We start from the raw sequence: 18346 nt of genomic DNA, 5'->3' as shown, positions 1-18346 counted from the left end.
TCTAGACATACCTGGTTACACAGTCGTTCCGCGTGGTGTGCAACCCGGCGCAGCGAGGCGCTGGCGGCTGCCCTGATCCCTGAGGCACCTGCGCGCTGGTTTCGTCAAAGACGTTCAATTGCCAGCGCCAGCCCTTGGCCGACACCTACGCACATCGTGGCCAAGCCTTTGCGCCCGCCTGTGCGCTCAAGGTGGTGCAGCGCCGTCAGCACCAGGCGCGCACCGCTCATGCCCAATGGGTGGCCCAGGGCGATGGCCCCGCCGTTGGGGTTGACCTGGGGCGCATCGTCCGCCACCCCCAGCCCGCGAAGAACGGCCAGCCCTTGGCTGGCGAAGGCTTCGTTGAGTTCGATGACATCGAAGGCGCTGATGGAAATGCCCAGTCGCTCGATCAGCTTGCCCACCGCAGGCACCGGCCCGATACCCATGACCCGCGGGGCTACCCCCGCACTGGCCATGCCCAGCACCTTGGCGCGAGCGGTCAGGCCATGGGTGTGCACGGCCTCGGCAGACGCCAGGATCATCGCTGCCGCGCCATCGTTGACCCCCGATGCATTGCCTGCCGTGACCGTTTTGCCCACGCCATTGACGGGGTTGAGCTTGGCCAAGGCCTCAAGGGTGGTATTGGGCCGCAAGTGCTCATCGTGCTCTACCCAGGTCTCACCCTTTTTATACGCGATGCACACCGGCACGATTTCCTCGGCGAAGAACCCGGCAGCTTGCGCCGCTGCGGCCTTGTGCTGACTGCGCAAGGCAAACGCATCCTGGTCGGCGCGGGAGATACCGTGGTCGTCAGCCACGTTGTCGGCCGTTTGCGGCATGGCATCCACACCGTATTGCGCTTTCATGAGCGGGTTGACGAAACGCCAGCCAATGGTGGTGTCTTCAAGTTGCATGCTGCGTGAATAAGCGCTTTGTGCCTTGCCCATGACAAATGGCGCACGCGACATCGACTCCACGCCGCCCGCGATGGCCAGCTCCATCTCGCCGCAGGCGATGGCGCGGAACGCCGCGCCAACGGCCTCCATGCCTGAAGCGCACAAGCGGTTGAGGGTGACGCCTGGCACGCATTCCGGCAGCCCGGCCAGTAGCAGCGCCATGCGCGCCACGTTTCGGTTGTCTTCGCCGGCCTGGTTGGCACAGCCGAAAAACACCTCGTCCAGTTGCGTCCAGTGCACACCGGGGTTGCGCGCGATCAGCGCCTTGAGTGGTACCGCCGCCAGATCGTCAGCCCGTATGCCGGCCAAGGCACCGCCGAATCGGCCAATGGGCGTACGAACGGCATCACAGATATACACCTCGCGCATCTTGCCTCTCCTGCAATGGCCATGGGCGCCGGGGATAGAGGCACAATCGGTCACTGCAACCTGTCCGCCGGATGGGCATCAGGTTAGGGACAAAGGCGGATCCACCACAATTGGCTCAAGGCTGAAATGGGCGATTATCGAACGCTTTTGTCAGGCAGGCTGGGCTGATGATCCGCAGGCAAGCATGCGTTCTCAACCAAACAGCTGATGGCTCAACTCCTGGCTAGCCTCCAGCAGAACAGGAAGAAACCGTTGTTCCAGTTCACTGCGCGGTACACGCCCGACGTGAGTACTGACGTTCAACGCCGCCAGCACCTGGCCTGAGGCGTCGTAGACGGGCACGGCAACCGAGCGCAGCCCCTGTTCGAGTTCCTGGTCGACCACGCACCATCCCTGGCTACGCACTTGCTCGATGCAGGCGAACAGCGACGGGGCGTCGTGCAGGGTACGGCTGGTGCGCGCCTTGAGGTCGGCGCGGTCGAAGTATTCGCGCAGGCTGGTATCGTCCATGGCCGCCAGGAGGATGCGGCCCATGGACGTGCAATACGCCGGGAGGCGCCCACCGACCGACAAGTCCACCGAGATCAGGCGCTCTACTGTCGCCGAGCGGGCGATGTACAGAATATCGTCCCCTTCGAGGGTCGCCATGTTGGCCGCTTCGTGCAACTGGTCGCTGATTCGGTCCAGGTAAGGCTGCGCGGAAATGGCCAGGGGTGTCGATGACAGGTACGCATGGCCCAGCGTCAGCACTTTGGGCAGTAAGGAGTAGGTACGCCCGTCAGTGGTCGCGTACCCCAGCTTCATCAGGGTATGCAGGCACCGGCGTACGGCTGCCCGGGGGATTTCAGTGCGGTGACTGATTTGCGCGATGGTCAGGTGCCGCTTGCGTTCCTGAAATGCCTGGATGACGGCAAGCCCGCGCGCCAAGGAGGTCATGAAGTCAGGATCGCCGGTGAACGCCTGAATGCGCTTGGCCGGTGATGCCACGATCGGCGGGGCCAGGGCTGGCGCCGGGCTGCGCACTGTTTCGGGCAGGCCACCGTCACGGGCTGTTTTAACGTCCTTCATCACACACCTCAACAAAATCGCCGACTTGTGCGATTATCGAACAACCGACCGATAATCGCAATTGACCGGCGACACGTTTGCTTATACCTTTCCAGTGCCACTTGTGGCTTCTTTGGAGAGACTGGTCAGGTACCCACCGTAGAAGTCCCAGGCAACGGCCCTGCCAATTGGTGGGGCCGTTTTGTTTATGCGACTCGCATCGTTGGTATCGAACTTTCATACGTTGAGGTTTTCTTAATTTCGACATGTGTTCGATTGCCCATCGCGCCAATCCCATCACGCTAGCCTTGTTCGCGTGTTGATATACTCCGATCGTCTTGTTGGACGACTCGCCGATGTAGATCCCGCTGGCAAGTTAACGTGTCGATACCGCATAACGGTTACGCCGACAGGGCGGTCCTCTTTTCAATTCAATTCAGGTACTGCATGTGACAAAAGAAGAACTGCGCGCAGAACTCGAGCGCCAGGCCGAGCGTTTCAAGGATGTGTATGGCGGCGAAGTGACCACCTATGCGGCGCAGCCGGAGCCGGAACGCAAACCATGGCGTAAACGCGCCAACATGCGCGACCAGGCATTCAGTCAGGAGCTGGAACGCATGGAGAAGGAGTTGCGCAGCGCCACGCCCTGAGTCCTTTGCCCAGTCGTCAAGTCGCACAAGGGGTGCCCAGAGCGCCTGACTGCTCTGGCGCAATGGTTGTAACGGAATTTCACAAATTTCATACAACCGTTTAAAACGATAAAGGCATTACCTTTTCGCGTATTTTGTTGATTTTTCGCTGACGTTGAATGCATTTGCCTTAGATGATGCCGGCTCACCTGCGGCTGCAGGTGGCGTTTTCTGACTTGCGCGACATGATCAGCGGCTGCGGTGGGTGCATCGATTGCCAACGTTTTCTGGCATAATCCGGCCCCCCTACGACCGCCAGACAACCTTCATGATCGATTTATTCAGCGGACTGGATGCCTGGGTATTGGTGAGCCTGCTGCTCGCCTTGACCTTCGTGCTCGCCTTCGAGTTCATCAATGGCTTTCATGACACCGCCAACGCGGTAGCCACCGTCATCTACACCAAAGCCATGCCGCCACACCTGGCCGTGTTCTTCTCCGGCGTGTTCAACTTCCTTGGCGTTCTGCTGGGTGGGGTCGGGGTGGCTTACGCCATCGTGCACCTGCTACCGGTAGAGTTGCTGATCAATGTGAACACCGGGCATGGCCTGGCCATGGTCTTCTCGCTGCTGGCCGCAGCCATTACCTGGAACCTGGGCACCTGGTACTTCGGTATTCCTGCTTCCAGCTCGCACACCCTGATCGGCTCGATTCTGGGCGTGGGCCTGGCCAACGCGCTCATCAACGGCATTCCGCTGGGTGACGGCGTCAATTGGCAGAAAGCCATCGATATCGCCATGTCCCTGGTGGTTTCGCCGATTGCCGGGTTTGCCGTGGCTGCACTGGTCCTGCTTGGCCTGAAATGGTGGCGCCCGCTGTCGAAGATGCACAAGACGCCTGAACAACGCCGCAAACTGGACGACAAGAAGCACCCGCCGTTCTGGAATCGCCTGGTGCTGGTGATTTCGGCCATGGGCGTGAGCTTCGTGCACGGCTCCAATGACGGTCAGAAAGGCATTGGCCTGATCATGCTGGTATTGATCGGCATTGTACCGGCCAAGTTCGTGCTCGACCTGAACAGCACCACCTACCAGATCGAACGCACCCGTGATGCCACGTTGCACATGAGCCAGTTCTACGAGCGCAACGCTGCCACGCTGGGTGAATTCCTGGCGCTGGGCAAGGCCAAGGCCAGTGACCTGCCTGAGCAGTTCAGCTGCAATCCGCAGCAGACCGAGCCGACCATCGCCGCGCTGCAATCCTCGCTGCAAGGCGTGACCGACTACCGGGCCCTGGACGCGGACAAGCGTGTCGAAGTACGCCGTTACCTGCTGTGCCTGGACGACACCGCGAAGAAGGTTGGCAAGCTGCCAGGCCTGGACGCGCGTGAAAAGTCGGACCTGGAAAAGCTGCGCAAGGACCTGACCGCCACCACTGAGTACACCCCGTTCTGGGTGATCGTGGCCGTTGCCCTGGCCCTGGGCCTGGGCACCATGGTTGGCTGGCGCCGCGTGGTGTTGACCGTCGGCGAGAAGATCGGGAAGCAGGGCATGACCTATGCCCAGGGCATGTCGGCGCAGATCACCGCGGCCTGCGCCATTGGCATGGCCAACGTGTTTGCGCTGCCGGTTTCCACCACGCATGTACTGTCTTCCGGCGTTGCCGGCACCATGGTCGCCAACAAAAGCGGCCTGCAGGGCGGCACGGTGAAGACCATCCTGATGGCTTGGGTGCTGACCCTGCCTGCCTCGATGGGTCTTGCAGCGGGCCTGTTTTGGTTGGCGTCCAAGGCAATCGGCTGACCTCAGCCCGTATAAGAAGGCGCCGTAGGGCGCCTTTTTTTATGGGCGATGGCTTCACACCGCGCAGCTACTTCTTCTTCCCGCCCAGCAACGAGCCCATCAGCCCGCGCACCAGCTGCCGCCCCAGTTGATTGGCAGCCTGACGCACCGCCGACTTGATCGCCTGCCCGGCCGCGCCTTGCAGGAATTCGCCCGCCTTTTCGGCAAAACTGCTGTCATCGGCCTTGGGTTGCGGCGCGGGCTCCACCGCTTCGCCTTTGCGCTGGTTGAGCCTTTCGTAAGCCGAGTCCCGGTCTATGGGTTTGTCATAACGGCCAACCAAGGGTGAACGCGCAATCAGCGCACTGCGTTCAGACTCACTCAACGGGCCGATGCGCGATTGCGGGGGCGCGATCAGCACCCGCTGCACCCTGGCAGGTGTTCCCTTGTCCTCAAGCGTGCCGACCAAGGCCTCCCCGATGCCCAGTTCGGTCAGCGAAGACAACGCATCGAATGAAGGGTTGGGGCGAAAGCCCTCAGCTACGGCACGCAGCGCCTTCTGCTCCTTGGCCGTATAAGCCCGCAGGCCATGCTGGATTCGCAAACCCAGTTGGGCCAGGACTGCATCGGGTAGATCCGCTGGGGACTGGGTGACGAAATACACCCCTACCCCCTTTGAGCGAATCAGCCGCACCACCTGCTCCAGGCGGTCCTGCAAGGCCTTGGGCGTGTCCTTGAACAGCAGGTGCGCTTCATCGAAGAACAACGCCAGCACCGGTTTTTCGGCATCGCCAAGCTCGGGCAGTTGCTCGAACAGTTCGGCCAGCAGCCACAGCAGAAACGTGGCATAGACCTTGGGTGCCTCATGCACCAGGCGGCTGGCGTCGAGCAAATGGATGCGCCCTCGCCCATCCGGGTCGGGCCGCAGAATGTCTTCGAGCTGCAATGCCGGCTCACCGAACAACGCCTCTGCCCCCTGTTGCTCCAGGGTGGCCAGCCTGCGCAGCAACGCCTGAACGGACGCGCCGGTCACCAGCGCACTGTCTTCGCCCAACACCTGCGGGTTGTCCTTCAAGTGGCCAAGCAGCGCTTTGAGGTCCTTGAGGTCCAGCAACAGCAGGCCTTCGCGATCAGCCACCTTGAAACTGGCATACAGCGCTGCCTGTTGGCTATCGGTGAGCTCAAGCAGGTTGCCCAGCAGCAAAGGCCCCATTTCGCTGATCGTGGTACGCAACGGATGACCCGACTGGCCCGCGATGTCCCACACGCTCACCGGATAGGCCTTTGGCTGATGGCGCAACCAAGGCATCCCGGCGATGCGCTCGGCCACCTTGCCCTCAGGCGCGCCTTTGGCGCCCAGCCCACACAGGTCGCCCTTGACGTCGGCCGCGAACACCGCCACCCCGGCATCGCTGAACGCTTCGGCCAAGTGTTGCAGGGTCACGGTCTTGCCGGTACCGGTGGCCCCTGCCACCAGCCCGTGCCGGTTGGCAAGCCGCATCGCCTGCCCTACGGGCTGGCCATCAGGGCTTGATCCTACAACGATAAATGAAGATTCCGACATCTCTTTAATCCTCTGCTCAAGCTTTGTCTTACTCCGGCCGATACCTCTGGGTGATATTCGCCTTACTCAGAGAGAACAACCGAAAAAGGACTTTTCGGGATGTTGCACTGGCTGGGCCCTACAGCTGCGAACGCCTGATACAAAACCTTAGCGGACCCGATGATTTCATGAACAAAAGCCTTCGTTTCAGCCACAAGATTCTGCTGGCAGCATCACTGATCGTGATCCTCGCATTCAGCCTGTTCACCCTCTACAACGATTATCTGCAGCGTAATGCGATTCGCGAGGACCTTCAGGACTACCTGACTGAGATGGGCGCCTCCACTTCGACCAACATCCGCAGTTTGTTCGAGGGGCGTATCAAACTGGTCGAAAACCTGGCGCAGAATATCGCCCAGCAACCGGCCAACGCTGAAACCCTGATGGACCAGCAGGCGCTGATATCGAGTTTCCTAACCGTTTACCTGGGCAGGGTCGATGGCAGCTTCAGCGTACGCCCGGATGCAAAGATGCCTGACGGCTACGACCCCCGCACACGCCCCTGGTACAAGGATGGCATGAGTGCCAGCGGCACCCTGCTGACCGAACCCTACATCGACATGACCACCAACAAGATGGTCATCGGCATCCTCGACAAGGTGGCCGATTCGGTGGGCGTGGTCGGGGGTGACCTGGCGCTGGACGGCCTGGCGCAAATCATCAACTCGCTGAATTTCGGCGGCATGGGCTATGCCTTCCTGGTAAATGACCAAGGCAAGATCCTGGTGCACCCGGATCAAGGCCTGGTGATGAAATCATTGTCAGACCTGTTCCCTGAGCGCACACCAAAGCTCACGTCCGAGCTCACCGAAGTGCAAAGTGACGGCCAGGCCCGCCTGCTGACGTTCACACCGGTGACCGGCTTGCCTTCGGCCAATTGGTACATCGGCCTGTCGGTGGACAAGGACAAGGCCTTCGCGATGCTCAGCACATTCCGCACCTCCGCCGTGATTGCCACCGTGGTGGCCGTGGTGATCATCATCGCCCTGCTGGGGCTGCTGATCCGTGTGCTGATGCAGCCGCTGCACACCATGACACGGGCCATGGAGGACATCGCCGAGGGTGAAGGCGACCTTACCAAGCGCCTGCGCATCCACCACCACGACGAGTTCGGCATCCTGGGCAACGCCTTCAACCGCTTCGTCGAGCGTATCCACGGCTCGATCCGTGAAGTGTCCTCGGCCACCGAGCAGGTGAACGAAGTCGCGTTGCGTGTCATCAGTGCGTCCAACTCGTCGATGACCAATTCCGACGAACAGTCCAACCGCACCAACAGCGTGGCGGCCGCCATCAACGAGCTGGGCGCTGCCGCCCAGGAGATCGCCGGCAATGCGGCGCAGGCGTCCCAGCACGCAAGCTCTGCAAGGCGCCTGGCAGAAGAAGGCCAGCAGGTGGTCGATCGCAACATCGCCGCCATGAACCGTCTTTCCGACTTGATCGTAACGTCCAGCGCCCACATCGAGACGCTCAACAGCAAGACCGTCAACATCGGCCAGATTCTCGAAGTGATCACCAGCATCTCCCAGCAGACCAACCTGCTGGCGCTCAACGCCGCCATCGAGGCCGCGCGCGCCGGTGAAGCAGGTCGTGGTTTCGCAGTGGTGGCCGACGAGGTGCGCAACCTGGCCCATCGCACCCAGGAATCCGCGCAGCAGGTCCAGGGCATGATCGAGGAGCTGCAAGTGGGTGCCCGCGAGTCGGTCGAAACCATGGACCAGAGCCAGCGCCACAGCCTGGACAGCGTGCAGATCGCCAACCAGGCAGGTGAGCGGCTGGACAGTGTCACCGTGCGCATTGGCGAAATCGATGGCATGAACCAGTCCGTGGCCACGGCCACCGAAGAGCAGACGGCCGTGGTCGAAGCCATCAACATGGATATCAACGAAATCAACATGCTCAACCAGGAAGGCGTCGAAAACCTGCAGGCGACGCTGCGTGCCTGTTCTGACCTGGAGCAGCAGGCCAGCCGCCTGAAACACCTGGTCGGCACCTTCCGTATCTGAAGCCGGCCCAGCCCCGGCACCGACCCACCGAGCGCTATTGCCTAGCGCTCGGCTGCCGGGCGGCCAACCGCACAAGCTGATCGAACAAACTACCCTTCTGAAAGGTCAACTTCATGGCATGTCAACGCCGGTTTCGTTACCGCGCGATGACAGACCCGAAAGACGATCCCGGAGGGATGCAGATCGTGCACATTGCCGACATCACCATGTTCTACGCCCCGGCCAGCGGCGGCGTACGCACTTACCTTGATGCCAAACACCACCGCCTGGATGCCGTGCAAGGTGTCCGTCACAGCCTGTTGATCCCCGGCGCCAGCGCTCGGCATGAAGGTGGTGTCTATCATGTGCCTGCACTACCCCTGCCCTTTGGCAAAGGCTACCGCTTTCCGGTGCGCCTGGCGCCATGGTGCAACACGCTGCGCACGCTAAAGCCAGACCTGATCGAAGTCGGCGACCCGTATCTGACCGCCTGGGCGGCGCTGGAAGCTCGCCGTCAGCTGGACGTGCCGGTCATTGGCTTCTATCACTCCGACCTGCCGCTGTTAGTGAGCAACCGTATGGGCAATTGGTTCACGCCCAACGTCGAGGCTTATGTCAGCAAGTTGTATGGCAATTTCGACCGGGTGCTCGCACCGAGCAAGGTCATGGCAGACAAACTCCGTCGCCTGGGAGTACGTGATGTCCACGTGCAGCCACTGGGCGTGGACCTGGAAACCTTCAATCCTGCACGCCGCGATCCACAGGTGCGAGCCGAACTGGGCATCGCCGACACCTGCCGGTTGCTGATCTATGCAGGCCGTGGCTCACGGGAGAAGAACCTGCCCGTTCTGCTTGAGTGCATGCGGCAGTTGGGGCGCGGTTATCACCTGCTGCTGGTGGGGTCCAACATGCCCGCCAATGTGCCCGACAACGTCAGCGTGATCGGCCAGTTCTGCCCACCTGACCAGGTGGCTCGCCTGATGGCCAGCGCCGACCTGTTGGTGCATGCCGGCGACCAGGAAACGTTCGGCCTGGTCATCCTTGAAGCCATGGCCAGTGGTACGCCCGTGGTTGCAGTGCGTGCCGGCGCCTTCGGCGAAATCGTCAACGACCAGTGCGGTCGCTTGTGCCAACCCAACGACGCCAGGGCAATGGCCCTGGCCGTGCGCGAGGCGTTCGAAGCGGGTGCGCGCAAGCTCGGTGCCCAGGCCAGGCGGCATGTAGAGCAGCATTACTCATGGGACAACGTGGTCAACGGCCTGCTTGAGCATTACCAGGCCGTACTGGGCCACCAACAGCAGGTGCGGGCACATGCTTGAGGCCTGTCTCCGTTCCCGCAGCGTGATGCTGGTGCTGCATGACGTGGCCCCAGAGACCTGGCCAGACTACGAGCCGTTCGTGCAGGCGGTCGATGCATTGGGTAACGTGCCCATGACTTGGCTGGTGGTACCCGATTTTCATCGACGTAACCTGCTGACTCAGTCTCCCGGCTTTTGCCAGTTGCTTGATCGCCGTCTGGCCGCGGGTGACGAGCTGGCCCTGCACGGTTATGCCCATGCCGATGAAGGTCCCACGCCGCGCACGCCCCTGGACTACTTCATGCGGCGGATTTATACCCATGAAGGCGAGTTCTACGCGCTGGACGAACACCAGGCCATCGCCCGACTACAAGACGGCCTGGCGCTGTTCGACCGTCAAGGCTGGCCCGTGGCAGGCTTCGTGGCCCCCGCCTGGTTGATGAGCCAGGGCACGCGACAAGCACTGCGCCAACTGCCGCTGAAGTACACCAGCACCCCGCAGCACCTCTATCGCCTGCCGGACTTTACCGCCATCGATGCACCCGGTCTGGTCTGGAGCGCGCGCAGCGCCTGGCGCCGTGGAGTGTCGCGGGTGCTCAGTGACTGGCAATGTCGACGTTGGCAAGGCGCCAACACCCTGCGCCTCGGGCTGCATCCGGTGGACATGCGCCATCGCTACTCACGGGACTACTGGTTGCGCACCCTTGAAAAACTGATCGAAGACGGGCGTGAACCCTTGACCAAATCAGCCTGGCTGGAGCGGCAGGTGGCAGCGTGAACCGCTGGCTGCTGCTGGGCTTGGCGCTGTTGGGCGCAGCGTTGGTGCCTGCACTGTTGGGCGGCAGCGAACTGCTGCCCAAGCTGAGCCGTTTCGATCCGCAGCTGCTCATGACGTTGGTGGGCATGATCCTGCTGTGCTGGGTGATCAACGCCTGCCGGATGCGCCTGCTGCTGGGCGATCAGGCAGCGCGTGTATCGCGGGTGCGCACATTGGGTGTGGTCATGGCCACCGAGTTCGCCATCTGTACCACTCCAGGTGGCGGCGGCGGCCCCTTGACCCTGATGGCCTTGCTGGCCCGCGAGGGCATCAGTGCAGCCCGCAGCGGCGCGGTGTTCGCGATGGATCAGCTCAATGACTTGGTGTTTTTCTTCTGCGCCATGCTGGCGATCGCAGGCTATGCGTTGTTTCATAGCCTTGGGCGCAGCCAGGAAAGCATGTTGCTGGGCAGTGCAGCACTGCTGTGCGCGGCGCTGGCAGGCGTGGTGATGTTGCTGCGCTACCGGCGCAAGGTGATGCGTCTGAACGGCCGACTGTTGCAGCGCCTGGGCACCAGCGCACCGCGTAAACGACGCTGGGCACGCAAGCTGCTTCGTTTCGTGCAGGCCTTGGCGCAAACCTGGCAGCTGCCCAAGCGCACTTTGTTTCTGGTGTTCAGCCTGACATGCGTCCATTGGGGGCTGCGCTTTAGCGTGCTGTATCTAGTGGTCAGGGGCTTGGGCGTGGAGCTGGCCTGGATCCCCAGTTTCCTGGTCCAGATGCTATCGCTCAGCGCCGGTCAGTTCAGCATGATGCCCGGCGGCGCAGGCGCTGCCGAGCTGACCTCGGCCAGCCTGCTGACACCCATGGTGGGCAGCTCGACGGCGGCGGCAGCGATCCTGATCTGGCGTGCCATCACTTACTACCTGTATCTGCTCGCCGGAGGGCCGGTGTTCGTGTGCCTGCTGGCGCGTCCGCTGCTGGAGCGCTGGCGCCGTCAGGTGGGTTGAGCGCTTGCCAAAGCGCCGCGGCACCGGGGAAGTCGGTACCGTCGGTGTCCTGCAAGGCGTCGAGATCGTAGCGGGCCAGGCAACCCTGACCCACTACAGGGGGAGGTGAGGCTGTAGGTGTACCGCGCCGTCCCATGGGTCGATCCTCAGGTTGCTCAACAGGTCTGGGAGTAGCCCTGCGATCAGTCGAACACCACTGTCTTGTTGCCGTGCACCAGAACCCGATCTTCCAGGTGATAGCGCAGGCCGCGGGCCAGCACCATTTTTTCCACGTCGCGCCCGAAGCGGACCATGTCCTCGATGCTGTCGGCGTGGGTAACCCGCACCACGTCCTGCTCGATGATAGGGCCGGCGTCCAGCTCTTCGGTCACATAGTGGCAAGTCGCGCCGATCAGTTTCACGCCACGCAGCGCCGCCTGGTGGTACGGTTTGGCGCCGACGAACGATGGCAGGAAGCTATGGTGAATGTTGATCACCTTCTCAGCATAGTCCTGGCAGAGTTGCGGCGGCAGAATTTGCATGTACCGCGCCAGCACGACCACATCGGCTGCATGTTCCTGCACCAGGCGTGACACTTCGGCAAACGCCGGGGCCTTGTCCTTGGGGTCTACTGGAACATGGAAAAACGGAATACCGTGCCACTCGACCATACTGCGCAGGTCATTGTGGTTGGAAATGACGCAGGGAATGTCGCAATCGAGCTCATCGCTGTGCCAGCGGTGCAGCAGGTCAGCCAGGCAATGGGATTCACGGCTGGCCATCAACACGACCCGCTTCTTCTGGGCAGAATCGGTCACGCGCCAGGTCATGGAGAACTCTTCGGCGATGGGCGCGAACGCTTCGCGAAAAGCCTCGATGCCGAAGGGCAGCGACTCGGCGCGAATTTCATGACGCATGAAGAACCAGCCAGTCTGCTCGTCGGAGTGATGGCTGGCTTCGGTGATCCAGCCGTTGTACAAGGCCAGGAAATTACTGACTTTCGCCACGATGCCGACACGGTCGGGGCAAGCGATCACCAGACGGTAGGTGCGCATGAATAAGACTCCAGAACTCGCAAAGGCGCTCATTCTAGCGGCACGCTGAGAAAAACGCAGTAATGATTGCGACGTGCTGCATAGGGCCGTTGGGCCTACGCGTTGGGAATCTTCTGACAAGATTTATGGATGAAACGGCAACCTAGGTAAATTTTTGTTCACTTGGAGAAATACTGTCACAGCTTAACCAACTGTTAATACATCAATCATATGTTTACTTGCGAGAGTTGCCTGTTTACTATTGCTCCACACATTCCCGAACACGCATTAAGGAACACTCCATGTCCCTGATCAACGAGTACCGTGCCACCGAAGAAGCCATCAAGGAACTTCAGGCCCGCCTGGCCAACCTGTCTCAGGATGACAAGCTGAAAAAAGAACTGGAGTTCGAAGGCAAACTGCGCACCCTGATGGGCGAATATTCCAAATCGCTGCGTGACATCATTGCCCTGCTCGACCCTGATGCCAAGATGAGCAAACTGCCGCGTGGCGCCGTGAAAACCACTGGCACTAAACGCGCGCGCAAGGTCAAGCAATACAAGAACCCGCACAACGGTGAAGTCATCGAAACCAAAGGTGGCAACCACAAAACCCTGAAAGAGTGGAAAGCTCAATGGGGCGGTGACGAGGTAGAAAGCTGGGCCACCCTGCTGGACTGATTGTCCGTTGCCCGCTATTTGATATTCGTAAAGAAAACGCCGGTTAATAACCGGCGTTTTTTTATGGGTTTCAATTGACGGCGAACCGCGTTTGCAACGCGTTGGCATGCAGTTGCCAGGCAGTCAGCACTTGCCGCCCTGCTTCATCCGCTTCAGGCCAGGCTACGGCCAGGGCCTGGGCGAAATCACCCAAGGTATTGGGCGCACCCCAGCGGGGGTCAGCCAGACGCTGCCTACAAAAATCCTGCCATCGCGCCCGCTCTTCAGCGTTCAAGGTGTCCGGAAAGTTACGCGCACGGTAGCGAAAGAGTAGTTCGGGCAGGCGTGGATCATCGAACATCCACTGCCCGGCGCCCAACTGCGCGGGCGCCAGCGAACGCACTTGATCGCATAGCCGCCGGTCACGCTGGCCGAGAAACCGCTCATACAATTGCTGCTCAGGATCTTCACTGGCCGCAAAACCGTCTTGTGTATAAATAAGCGCCAGTTTTTCCTGCCATTGATCCTGTTGACGGGCCAATGCCTCTGCGCGCCGTTGTGACGTATCCAGGTCGATCCCAAGACGCGCTTGATCGGCTGGTCGTATTACAGAAAGGGGCGCGACCACCGGACAGCGGTTGATCTGAATGAGTTTGAGCGGTACGGGCAGCTCGCCTTCGCCAAGTGTTTCCCGACGGGTATAGAGCCGCTGGCGTAAAGTTTCAGCATTTTCCTCAATCAGCGGCAGGGTTTGCTGATGCAGATCGCAAACAATCAATGCATTGCGGTTCTTAGGGTGCCAGGCCAATGGCAACACGATGCCCAGGTAATGACGCGCGGCACTGAAGCGCCCGGAAATATGCACCATCGGCTGTAGCAACCGTATTTGCTCCATGACCTTATGCTTGCTGCGAAGCTGAAACAACCAGTCGTACAACTTGGGCTGCTTCTCGCGTATCAGCCGAGCAAGGGCAATGGTCGCCCGAACATCGGACAGCGCTTCGTGTGCATGGCCATGCTCGATGCCATTGGCCTTGCTCAACAACTCAAGGCGCAGACTTGTGCGCCCGTCCTGCTGGGGCCATTGGATGCCATCGGGCCGCAAGGCGCACGCGGCTCTAACGACATCGATCAAGTCCCAGCGGCTGTTGCCGCCCTGCCATTCGCGGGCGTAAGGGTCGAAGAAGTTGCGGTAGAGGCTGTAGCGGGTGACCTCGTCGTCGAAACGCAGCGTGTTGTAGCCGGCGCCACAGGTGCCGGGTTGTGCCAGCTCGGCGTGCACCCGCGCCATGAACTCGGCCTCGCCGAGGCCTTTTTCGGCCAACTGTTGCGGCGTGACGCCCGTCACCAGGCAGGCAGCAGGGTGCGGCAGAATATCGTCCGATAGGCGGCAATAGAGGTTGACCGGATCGTCGATTTCATTGAGGTCAAGGTCAGTACGTACCCCTGCCATCTGCACGGGCCGGTCGCAGCGCGGGTTGATACCAGTGGTTTCGTAGTCATGCCAGAAGATGCTTGAGGTCACAGGGCCGTCCTGTTGCAGGGTCGCCCTGATTCTAACGCGTTGAGCCGGGCCTGACGTCGAGCCGATGAAGCTACCTGGGGCCAGTAGGGGGTGCTATGCAGCCCCTATTGGCGCGGGCCAGTCCCATGGGCAGGCATCAGCGCTCGGCAATACCGACCTGTCAAACCGAGGTAGAGGAAGCGCGAAAACTGAAGTACTCCTGCAGGGAGCGTACAAAGTCATCGTATTCGCGAGGGGCCTGCAACAACATGAAACCCGAATCGTAATACCCAGGGGTCTGGTCCTCGCGGCACCACAGGCAACTGGCCGTAAGGTTGACGAACTGATGCCCACCCCCCGTCAACGGCAGGCGCAACTGCAATTCGTAATCGGGGCCCACCATGACCGGCAGTTCGCTGATCAGCATCATGCCGTTTTCGGAGGCGTTGCCGAGCTGGCCCATCTCCTGGCCGTTGAAGCGATTGAACACTTTCAGGACAAAGGGCAGCTGGTGGCGGTCGATAAGTCGTTTATTGAATAGCGTCAAGGTCAGTCCGTCCGCGATGCCAGGAATGCCTGGTACTGGCGGTTGTTGTATCAGTTGAGTTACAGGTTAGCGCACGCTGCGACAAATCTCCCTGTCAATACAACACACCTTGGCATTAGCGCCAAGGTACGCTCGTCGCTGGCCTGGTCACGGCCGGTTCACCGCCGCGGTAGTGGCCGAGTTTCTCCAGTGTTTGCAGGCGCGCCTGGGCACGGTAGGCATATTCATTGCCCGGATAGCGCTGGATCAGGTACTGGTAGGTCTGTGCGGCATCCACATACAACGCTTGCCGCTCCAGGCACTGCCCACGCAGCAACGCGACTTCCGGGTGGATGAACGGCCGGGCGCGGCTGGTACGATCGACCTGGGACAGCTCCAGCATTACCCGCTGGCAATCACCCCGGTCATAAGCGCGGTAGGCATTGTTGAGATGGTGGTCCATGGACCAGCGGGTACACCCGACGGCACTGGCCGCGAGGGCTAAAACGATCAGCATGCGCATGGGACTCTCCTTTGCTGAACAGCATATCGGCCGCCCGATCGGATTCTTCAACGATCGGCACATACCGCGTGCACTTGCCCGACACACGCCAGCCAACAAATGTGTGCGACTGTCACCTGCACAGTTTTCCAAAACCAGGTAGTGCAACCTAACGATGACTACAGCTCGATTCAGGAGTAGCCTCTCGCTGCGCTTCACTATAGGAGTCTGTGCATGACCATCCGCCGTACCAAAATCGTCGCCACCCTTGGCCCCGCCAGCAATTCGCCGGAAGTGATCGAACAGTTGATCCTCGCCGGCCTGGACGTGGCTCGCCTGAACTTCTCTCATGGCACTCCGGACGAGCACAAGGCACGCGCCCGCCTGATCCGTGAAATCGCTGCCAAGAATGGCCGTCACGTGGCCTTGCTCGGCGACCTGCAGGGTCCGAAGATCCGCATCGCCAAGTTCGCCAACAAGCGCATCGAACTGAAAGTCGGTGACACCTTCACCTTCTCGACCGCTCATCCGCTGACAGAAGGCAACCAGGACATCGTCGGTATCGACTACCCCGACCTGGTCAAGGACTGTGGCGTTGGCGACGAACTGCTGCTCGACGATGGCCGCGTGGTCATGCGCGTCGAAACCGCCACCGCCGACGCCCTGCACTGCGTGGTGATCATCGGTGGCCCGCTGTCGGACCACAAGGGCATCAACCGCAAAGGTGGCGGTCTGACTGCACCGGCCCTGACCGAGAAGGACAAGGCCGACATCAAGCTGGCTGCCGAGATGGACCTGGACTACCTGGCCGTGTCCTTCCCGCGTGACGCCAGCGACATGGAATACGCCCGCAAGCTGCGTGACGAGTCCGGTGGCAGCGCCTGGCTGGTGGCCAAGATCGAACGCGCCGAAGCGGTTGCCGACGACGAAACCCTCGACAAGCTCATTGCAGCCTCCGACGCCGTCATGGTTGCCCGTGGTGACCTGGGCGTGGAAATCGGCGACGCCGAGCTGATCGCCATCCAGAAGAAGATCATCCAGCACGCCCGCCGCAACAACAAGGCAGTGATCGTCGCGACCCAGATGATGGAGTCGATGATCCAGAACCCGATGCCGACCCGTGCCGAAGTGTCCGACGTGGCCAACGCCGTGCTCGACAACACCGATGCCGTGATGCTGTCGGCCGAAAGCGCCGCCGGGTCATACCCGATCGAAGCGGTCCAGGCCATGGCGCGCATCTGCCTGGGTGCCGAGAAGCACCCGACCAGCCAGCGCTCCAGCCACCGCCTGCACACCACGTTCGAGCGCTGCGACGAAAGCATCGCCCTGGCAGCCATCTACACGGCCAACCACTTCCCGGGTGTGAAGGCGATCATCGCCCTGACCGAGAGCGGTTATACCCCACTGATCATGTCGCGCCTGCGCTCGCACGTGCCAATTTTCGCCCTGTCTCCGCACCGCGCCACCCAGGCCCGTGCCTCGATGTTCCGCGGTGTTTACCCGATCGATTTCGACCCGGCATCGCTGCCGGCCGACAAGGTCAGCCAGGCCGCCGTGGACGAGCTGCTCAAGCGTGGGCTGGTCGAGCAAGGTGACTGGGTGATCCTCACCAAGGGCGACAGCTACCACACCATCGGTGGGACCAACGGCATGAAGATCCTGCATGTCGGTGATCCGCTGGTCGGCTGATCGGCTGATCGGCTGACGAGCCAGGGTCGCTTCGCGCGCGTTCTCCGTGCGCAAGCGGCCCTGTTCAGGCACCGCAGATACGTCGGCTCAGGCGTGCTCGACAAAGCTGTCTGCAAACACCTGCCCCCTCGGCACCCCAGCGATGAACAGCCGTCGGGCAAAGCGTTCGACGCTGGCGGGCGCGCCGCACAGCAAGGCCAAAGTCTGTCTCGAAGAAGGCCGCAGCGCAGCCAGTGCCTCCTCCAACTGCGCGATCATCACCAATTCCACGTTCACACCTGGCAACTGCTGCAACGGCGCTGCCAAGTAGTGCCCTGCGCGGTCGTGGGCCACGTGCAGCAACCTGACCTCCCCCTGATGGCCTTGGCGCAAGGCTTCGCGCACGATGCCCCACAGCGGTGCAAGCCCGGTACCGGCAGCCAGTAGCCATAACGGTCGGTCCTGCCAGTCAAGGTCGTAATGCAATGCCCCGCCCCTCACCTCGCCAACGCGCAACTCATCGCCCACTTCCAGCGCCCGCGCCCGGTCACAGAATGCACCGGGGTGCTGGCAATCGATATGAAACTCCAGGTAATCATCTTCACCCGGCAGGCTGGCCAGCGAATAGGGCCGCGCCACCCCACTCAACCAGAGCACCGCGTGCTGGCCCGGCTGGTAGCGGACGCTGCGCTCGGTCCGCAGGCGCAACCGCAGCACATCACCGAACCAGTCCAGCTCGCTGACAGTGCCACCTACGCCGTCGCGCAACGGATCGAACACCTCCACGCGCAGGTCTTCGACCACGCGGCACTGGCAAGCCAGGCGCCAGCCCACGGCATGCCTGTCCAGCGCCAGGGCTTCTGGCAGGGCGTCGAGGGGCAACCCGTCCTCACACCGTACCAGGCACGCATGGCAGCTCCCTGCGCGGCAGCTGTAGGGCACCCCGAGCCCTGCCTCGTTCAGGGCATCGAGCAAGTTGGCACCCGTCGGCACCGTCCAACAACGCGTGCCCACCCTAATTTCGGGCATGTTCATTCACCTGTTCAAACCCCTTGTGCCGA

The 18346-nt window shown here is 61.4% G+C and carries 16 protein-coding genes and 1 pseudogene; 9 read left to right on the top strand and 8 right to left on the bottom strand.

What is annotated here, in order from left to right; genetic code table 11:
* Positions 1-104: 104 nt before the first annotated feature.
* Positions 105-1307 (bottom strand): 3-oxoadipyl-CoA thiolase, encoded by a 1203-nt coding sequence (gene pcaF, locus CWR53_RS05025; protein ID WP_058603244.1) that lies wholly within the window; start codon positions 1305-1307, stop codon positions 105-107.
* Between the two features lie 192 nt (positions 1308-1499).
* Positions 1500-2375 (bottom strand): pca regulon transcriptional regulator PcaR, encoded by an 876-nt coding sequence (pcaR, locus tag CWR53_RS05020; protein WP_375335474.1) that lies wholly within the window; start codon positions 2373-2375, stop codon positions 1500-1502.
* Positions 2376-2803: 428 nt separating this feature from the next.
* Here pcaR and CWR53_RS05010 point away from each other — a divergent pair, with 428 nt between their 5' ends.
* Both CWR53_RS05010 and CWR53_RS05005 read left to right on the top strand, forming a co-directional pair.
* Positions 2804-3004, top strand: a complete 201-nt coding sequence (locus tag CWR53_RS05010) for a hypothetical protein (protein ID WP_058603245.1) — start codon at positions 2804-2806, stop codon at positions 3002-3004.
* A 307-nt stretch (positions 3005-3311) separates the two neighbouring features.
* Entirely contained in the window at positions 3312-4784 is a 1473-nt protein-coding gene (locus CWR53_RS05005; protein WP_100850950.1) for an inorganic phosphate transporter, read from the top strand.
* A 67-nt stretch (positions 4785-4851) separates the two neighbouring features.
* Here the strand turns inward: CWR53_RS05005 and CWR53_RS05000 are convergent, their stop codons facing one another.
* Positions 4852-6327: a helicase HerA-like domain-containing protein gene (locus tag CWR53_RS05000; RefSeq protein ID WP_100850949.1), complete on the bottom strand. Its 1476-nt coding sequence runs from the start codon at positions 6325-6327 to the stop codon at positions 4852-4854.
* A gap of 167 nt (positions 6328-6494) precedes the next feature.
* Here CWR53_RS05000 and CWR53_RS23445 point away from each other — a divergent pair.
* The 5 genes and pseudogenes from CWR53_RS23445 to CWR53_RS04980 form a co-directional block, all read left to right on the top strand.
* Positions 6495-7463 (top strand): annotated as a pseudogene (locus CWR53_RS23445) (cache domain-containing protein); the annotation flags it as partial.
* Between the two features lie 141 nt (positions 7464-7604).
* Complete coding sequence (locus CWR53_RS23440; protein WP_373336313.1) at positions 7605-8369, top strand: methyl-accepting chemotaxis protein; 765 nt, start codon at positions 7605-7607, stop codon at positions 8367-8369.
* Positions 8370-8545: 176 nt separating this feature from the next.
* Complete coding sequence (locus CWR53_RS04990; RefSeq protein WP_058603249.1) at positions 8546-9667, top strand: glycosyltransferase family 1 protein; 1122 nt, start codon at positions 8546-8548, stop codon at positions 9665-9667.
* Positions 9660-10424 (top strand): DUF2334 domain-containing protein, encoded by a 765-nt coding sequence (locus CWR53_RS04985; protein ID WP_100850947.1) that lies wholly within the window; start codon positions 9660-9662, stop codon positions 10422-10424. Before CWR53_RS04990 ends, CWR53_RS04985 begins: the two co-directional genes overlap by 8 nt.
* Positions 10421-11413, top strand: coding sequence for a lysylphosphatidylglycerol synthase transmembrane domain-containing protein (locus CWR53_RS04980; protein WP_058637124.1), 993 nt, complete (start codon positions 10421-10423; stop codon positions 11411-11413). The genes CWR53_RS04985 and CWR53_RS04980 overlap by 4 nt, the downstream gene beginning before the upstream one ends.
* Before the next feature lie 182 nt (positions 11414-11595).
* Here CWR53_RS04980 and purU read toward each other — a convergent pair whose 3' ends face one another.
* The gene (purU, locus tag CWR53_RS04970) at positions 11596-12447 is read right to left on the bottom strand and encodes a formyltetrahydrofolate deformylase (RefSeq protein WP_023534293.1); all 852 of its coding nucleotides are present in this window, start codon (positions 12445-12447) and stop codon (positions 11596-11598) included.
* Between the two features lie 281 nt (positions 12448-12728).
* Between purU and mvaT the strand changes: the two genes are divergently transcribed.
* Entirely contained in the window at positions 12729-13106 is a 378-nt protein-coding gene (gene mvaT / locus CWR53_RS04965) for a histone-like nucleoid-structuring protein MvaT (RefSeq protein ID WP_023534419.1), read from the top strand.
* A gap of 70 nt (positions 13107-13176) precedes the next feature.
* On the opposite strand, the gene sbcB is transcribed toward mvaT, so the two are convergent.
* The 3 genes from sbcB to CWR53_RS04950 all read right to left on the bottom strand — a co-directional run bounded on the left by sbcB (position 13177) and on the right by CWR53_RS04950 (position 15638).
* Positions 13177-14610, bottom strand: a complete 1434-nt coding sequence (gene sbcB / locus CWR53_RS04960; RefSeq protein ID WP_100850946.1) for an exodeoxyribonuclease I — start codon at positions 14608-14610, stop codon at positions 13177-13179.
* Between the two features lie 160 nt (positions 14611-14770).
* Positions 14771-15136, bottom strand: a complete 366-nt coding sequence (locus tag CWR53_RS04955; protein ID WP_058603253.1) for a PilZ domain-containing protein — start codon at positions 15134-15136, stop codon at positions 14771-14773.
* Positions 15137-15251: 115 nt separating this feature from the next.
* The gene (locus tag CWR53_RS04950; protein WP_023534272.1) at positions 15252-15638 is read right to left on the bottom strand and encodes a hypothetical protein; all 387 of its coding nucleotides are present in this window, start codon (positions 15636-15638) and stop codon (positions 15252-15254) included.
* A 213-nt stretch (positions 15639-15851) separates the two neighbouring features.
* Here CWR53_RS04950 and pyk point away from each other — a divergent pair, with 213 nt between their 5' ends.
* Positions 15852-17306 carry a pyruvate kinase gene (gene pyk, locus CWR53_RS04945; RefSeq protein ID WP_100850945.1) on the top strand — a complete coding sequence of 485 codons (1455 nt, stop codon included), beginning with the start codon at positions 15852-15854 and terminating at the stop codon, positions 17304-17306.
* A gap of 87 nt (positions 17307-17393) precedes the next feature.
* On the opposite strand, the gene CWR53_RS04940 is transcribed toward pyk, so the two are convergent.
* A complete protein-coding gene (locus tag CWR53_RS04940) occupies positions 17394-18314 on the bottom strand; it encodes an iron-sulfur-binding ferredoxin reductase (RefSeq protein WP_100850944.1) in 921 nt (306 codons plus the stop codon).
* Positions 18315-18346: the final 32 nt, after the last annotated feature.

It is taken from the genome of Pseudomonas sp. SGAir0191, assembly GCF_002812565.2.
Taxonomy (GTDB): domain Bacteria; phylum Pseudomonadota; class Gammaproteobacteria; order Pseudomonadales; family Pseudomonadaceae; genus Aquipseudomonas; species Aquipseudomonas parafulva_B.
Note: the sequence above shows the minus strand (reverse complement) of the source record. Positions and strands in the feature narration are given on the sequence as shown.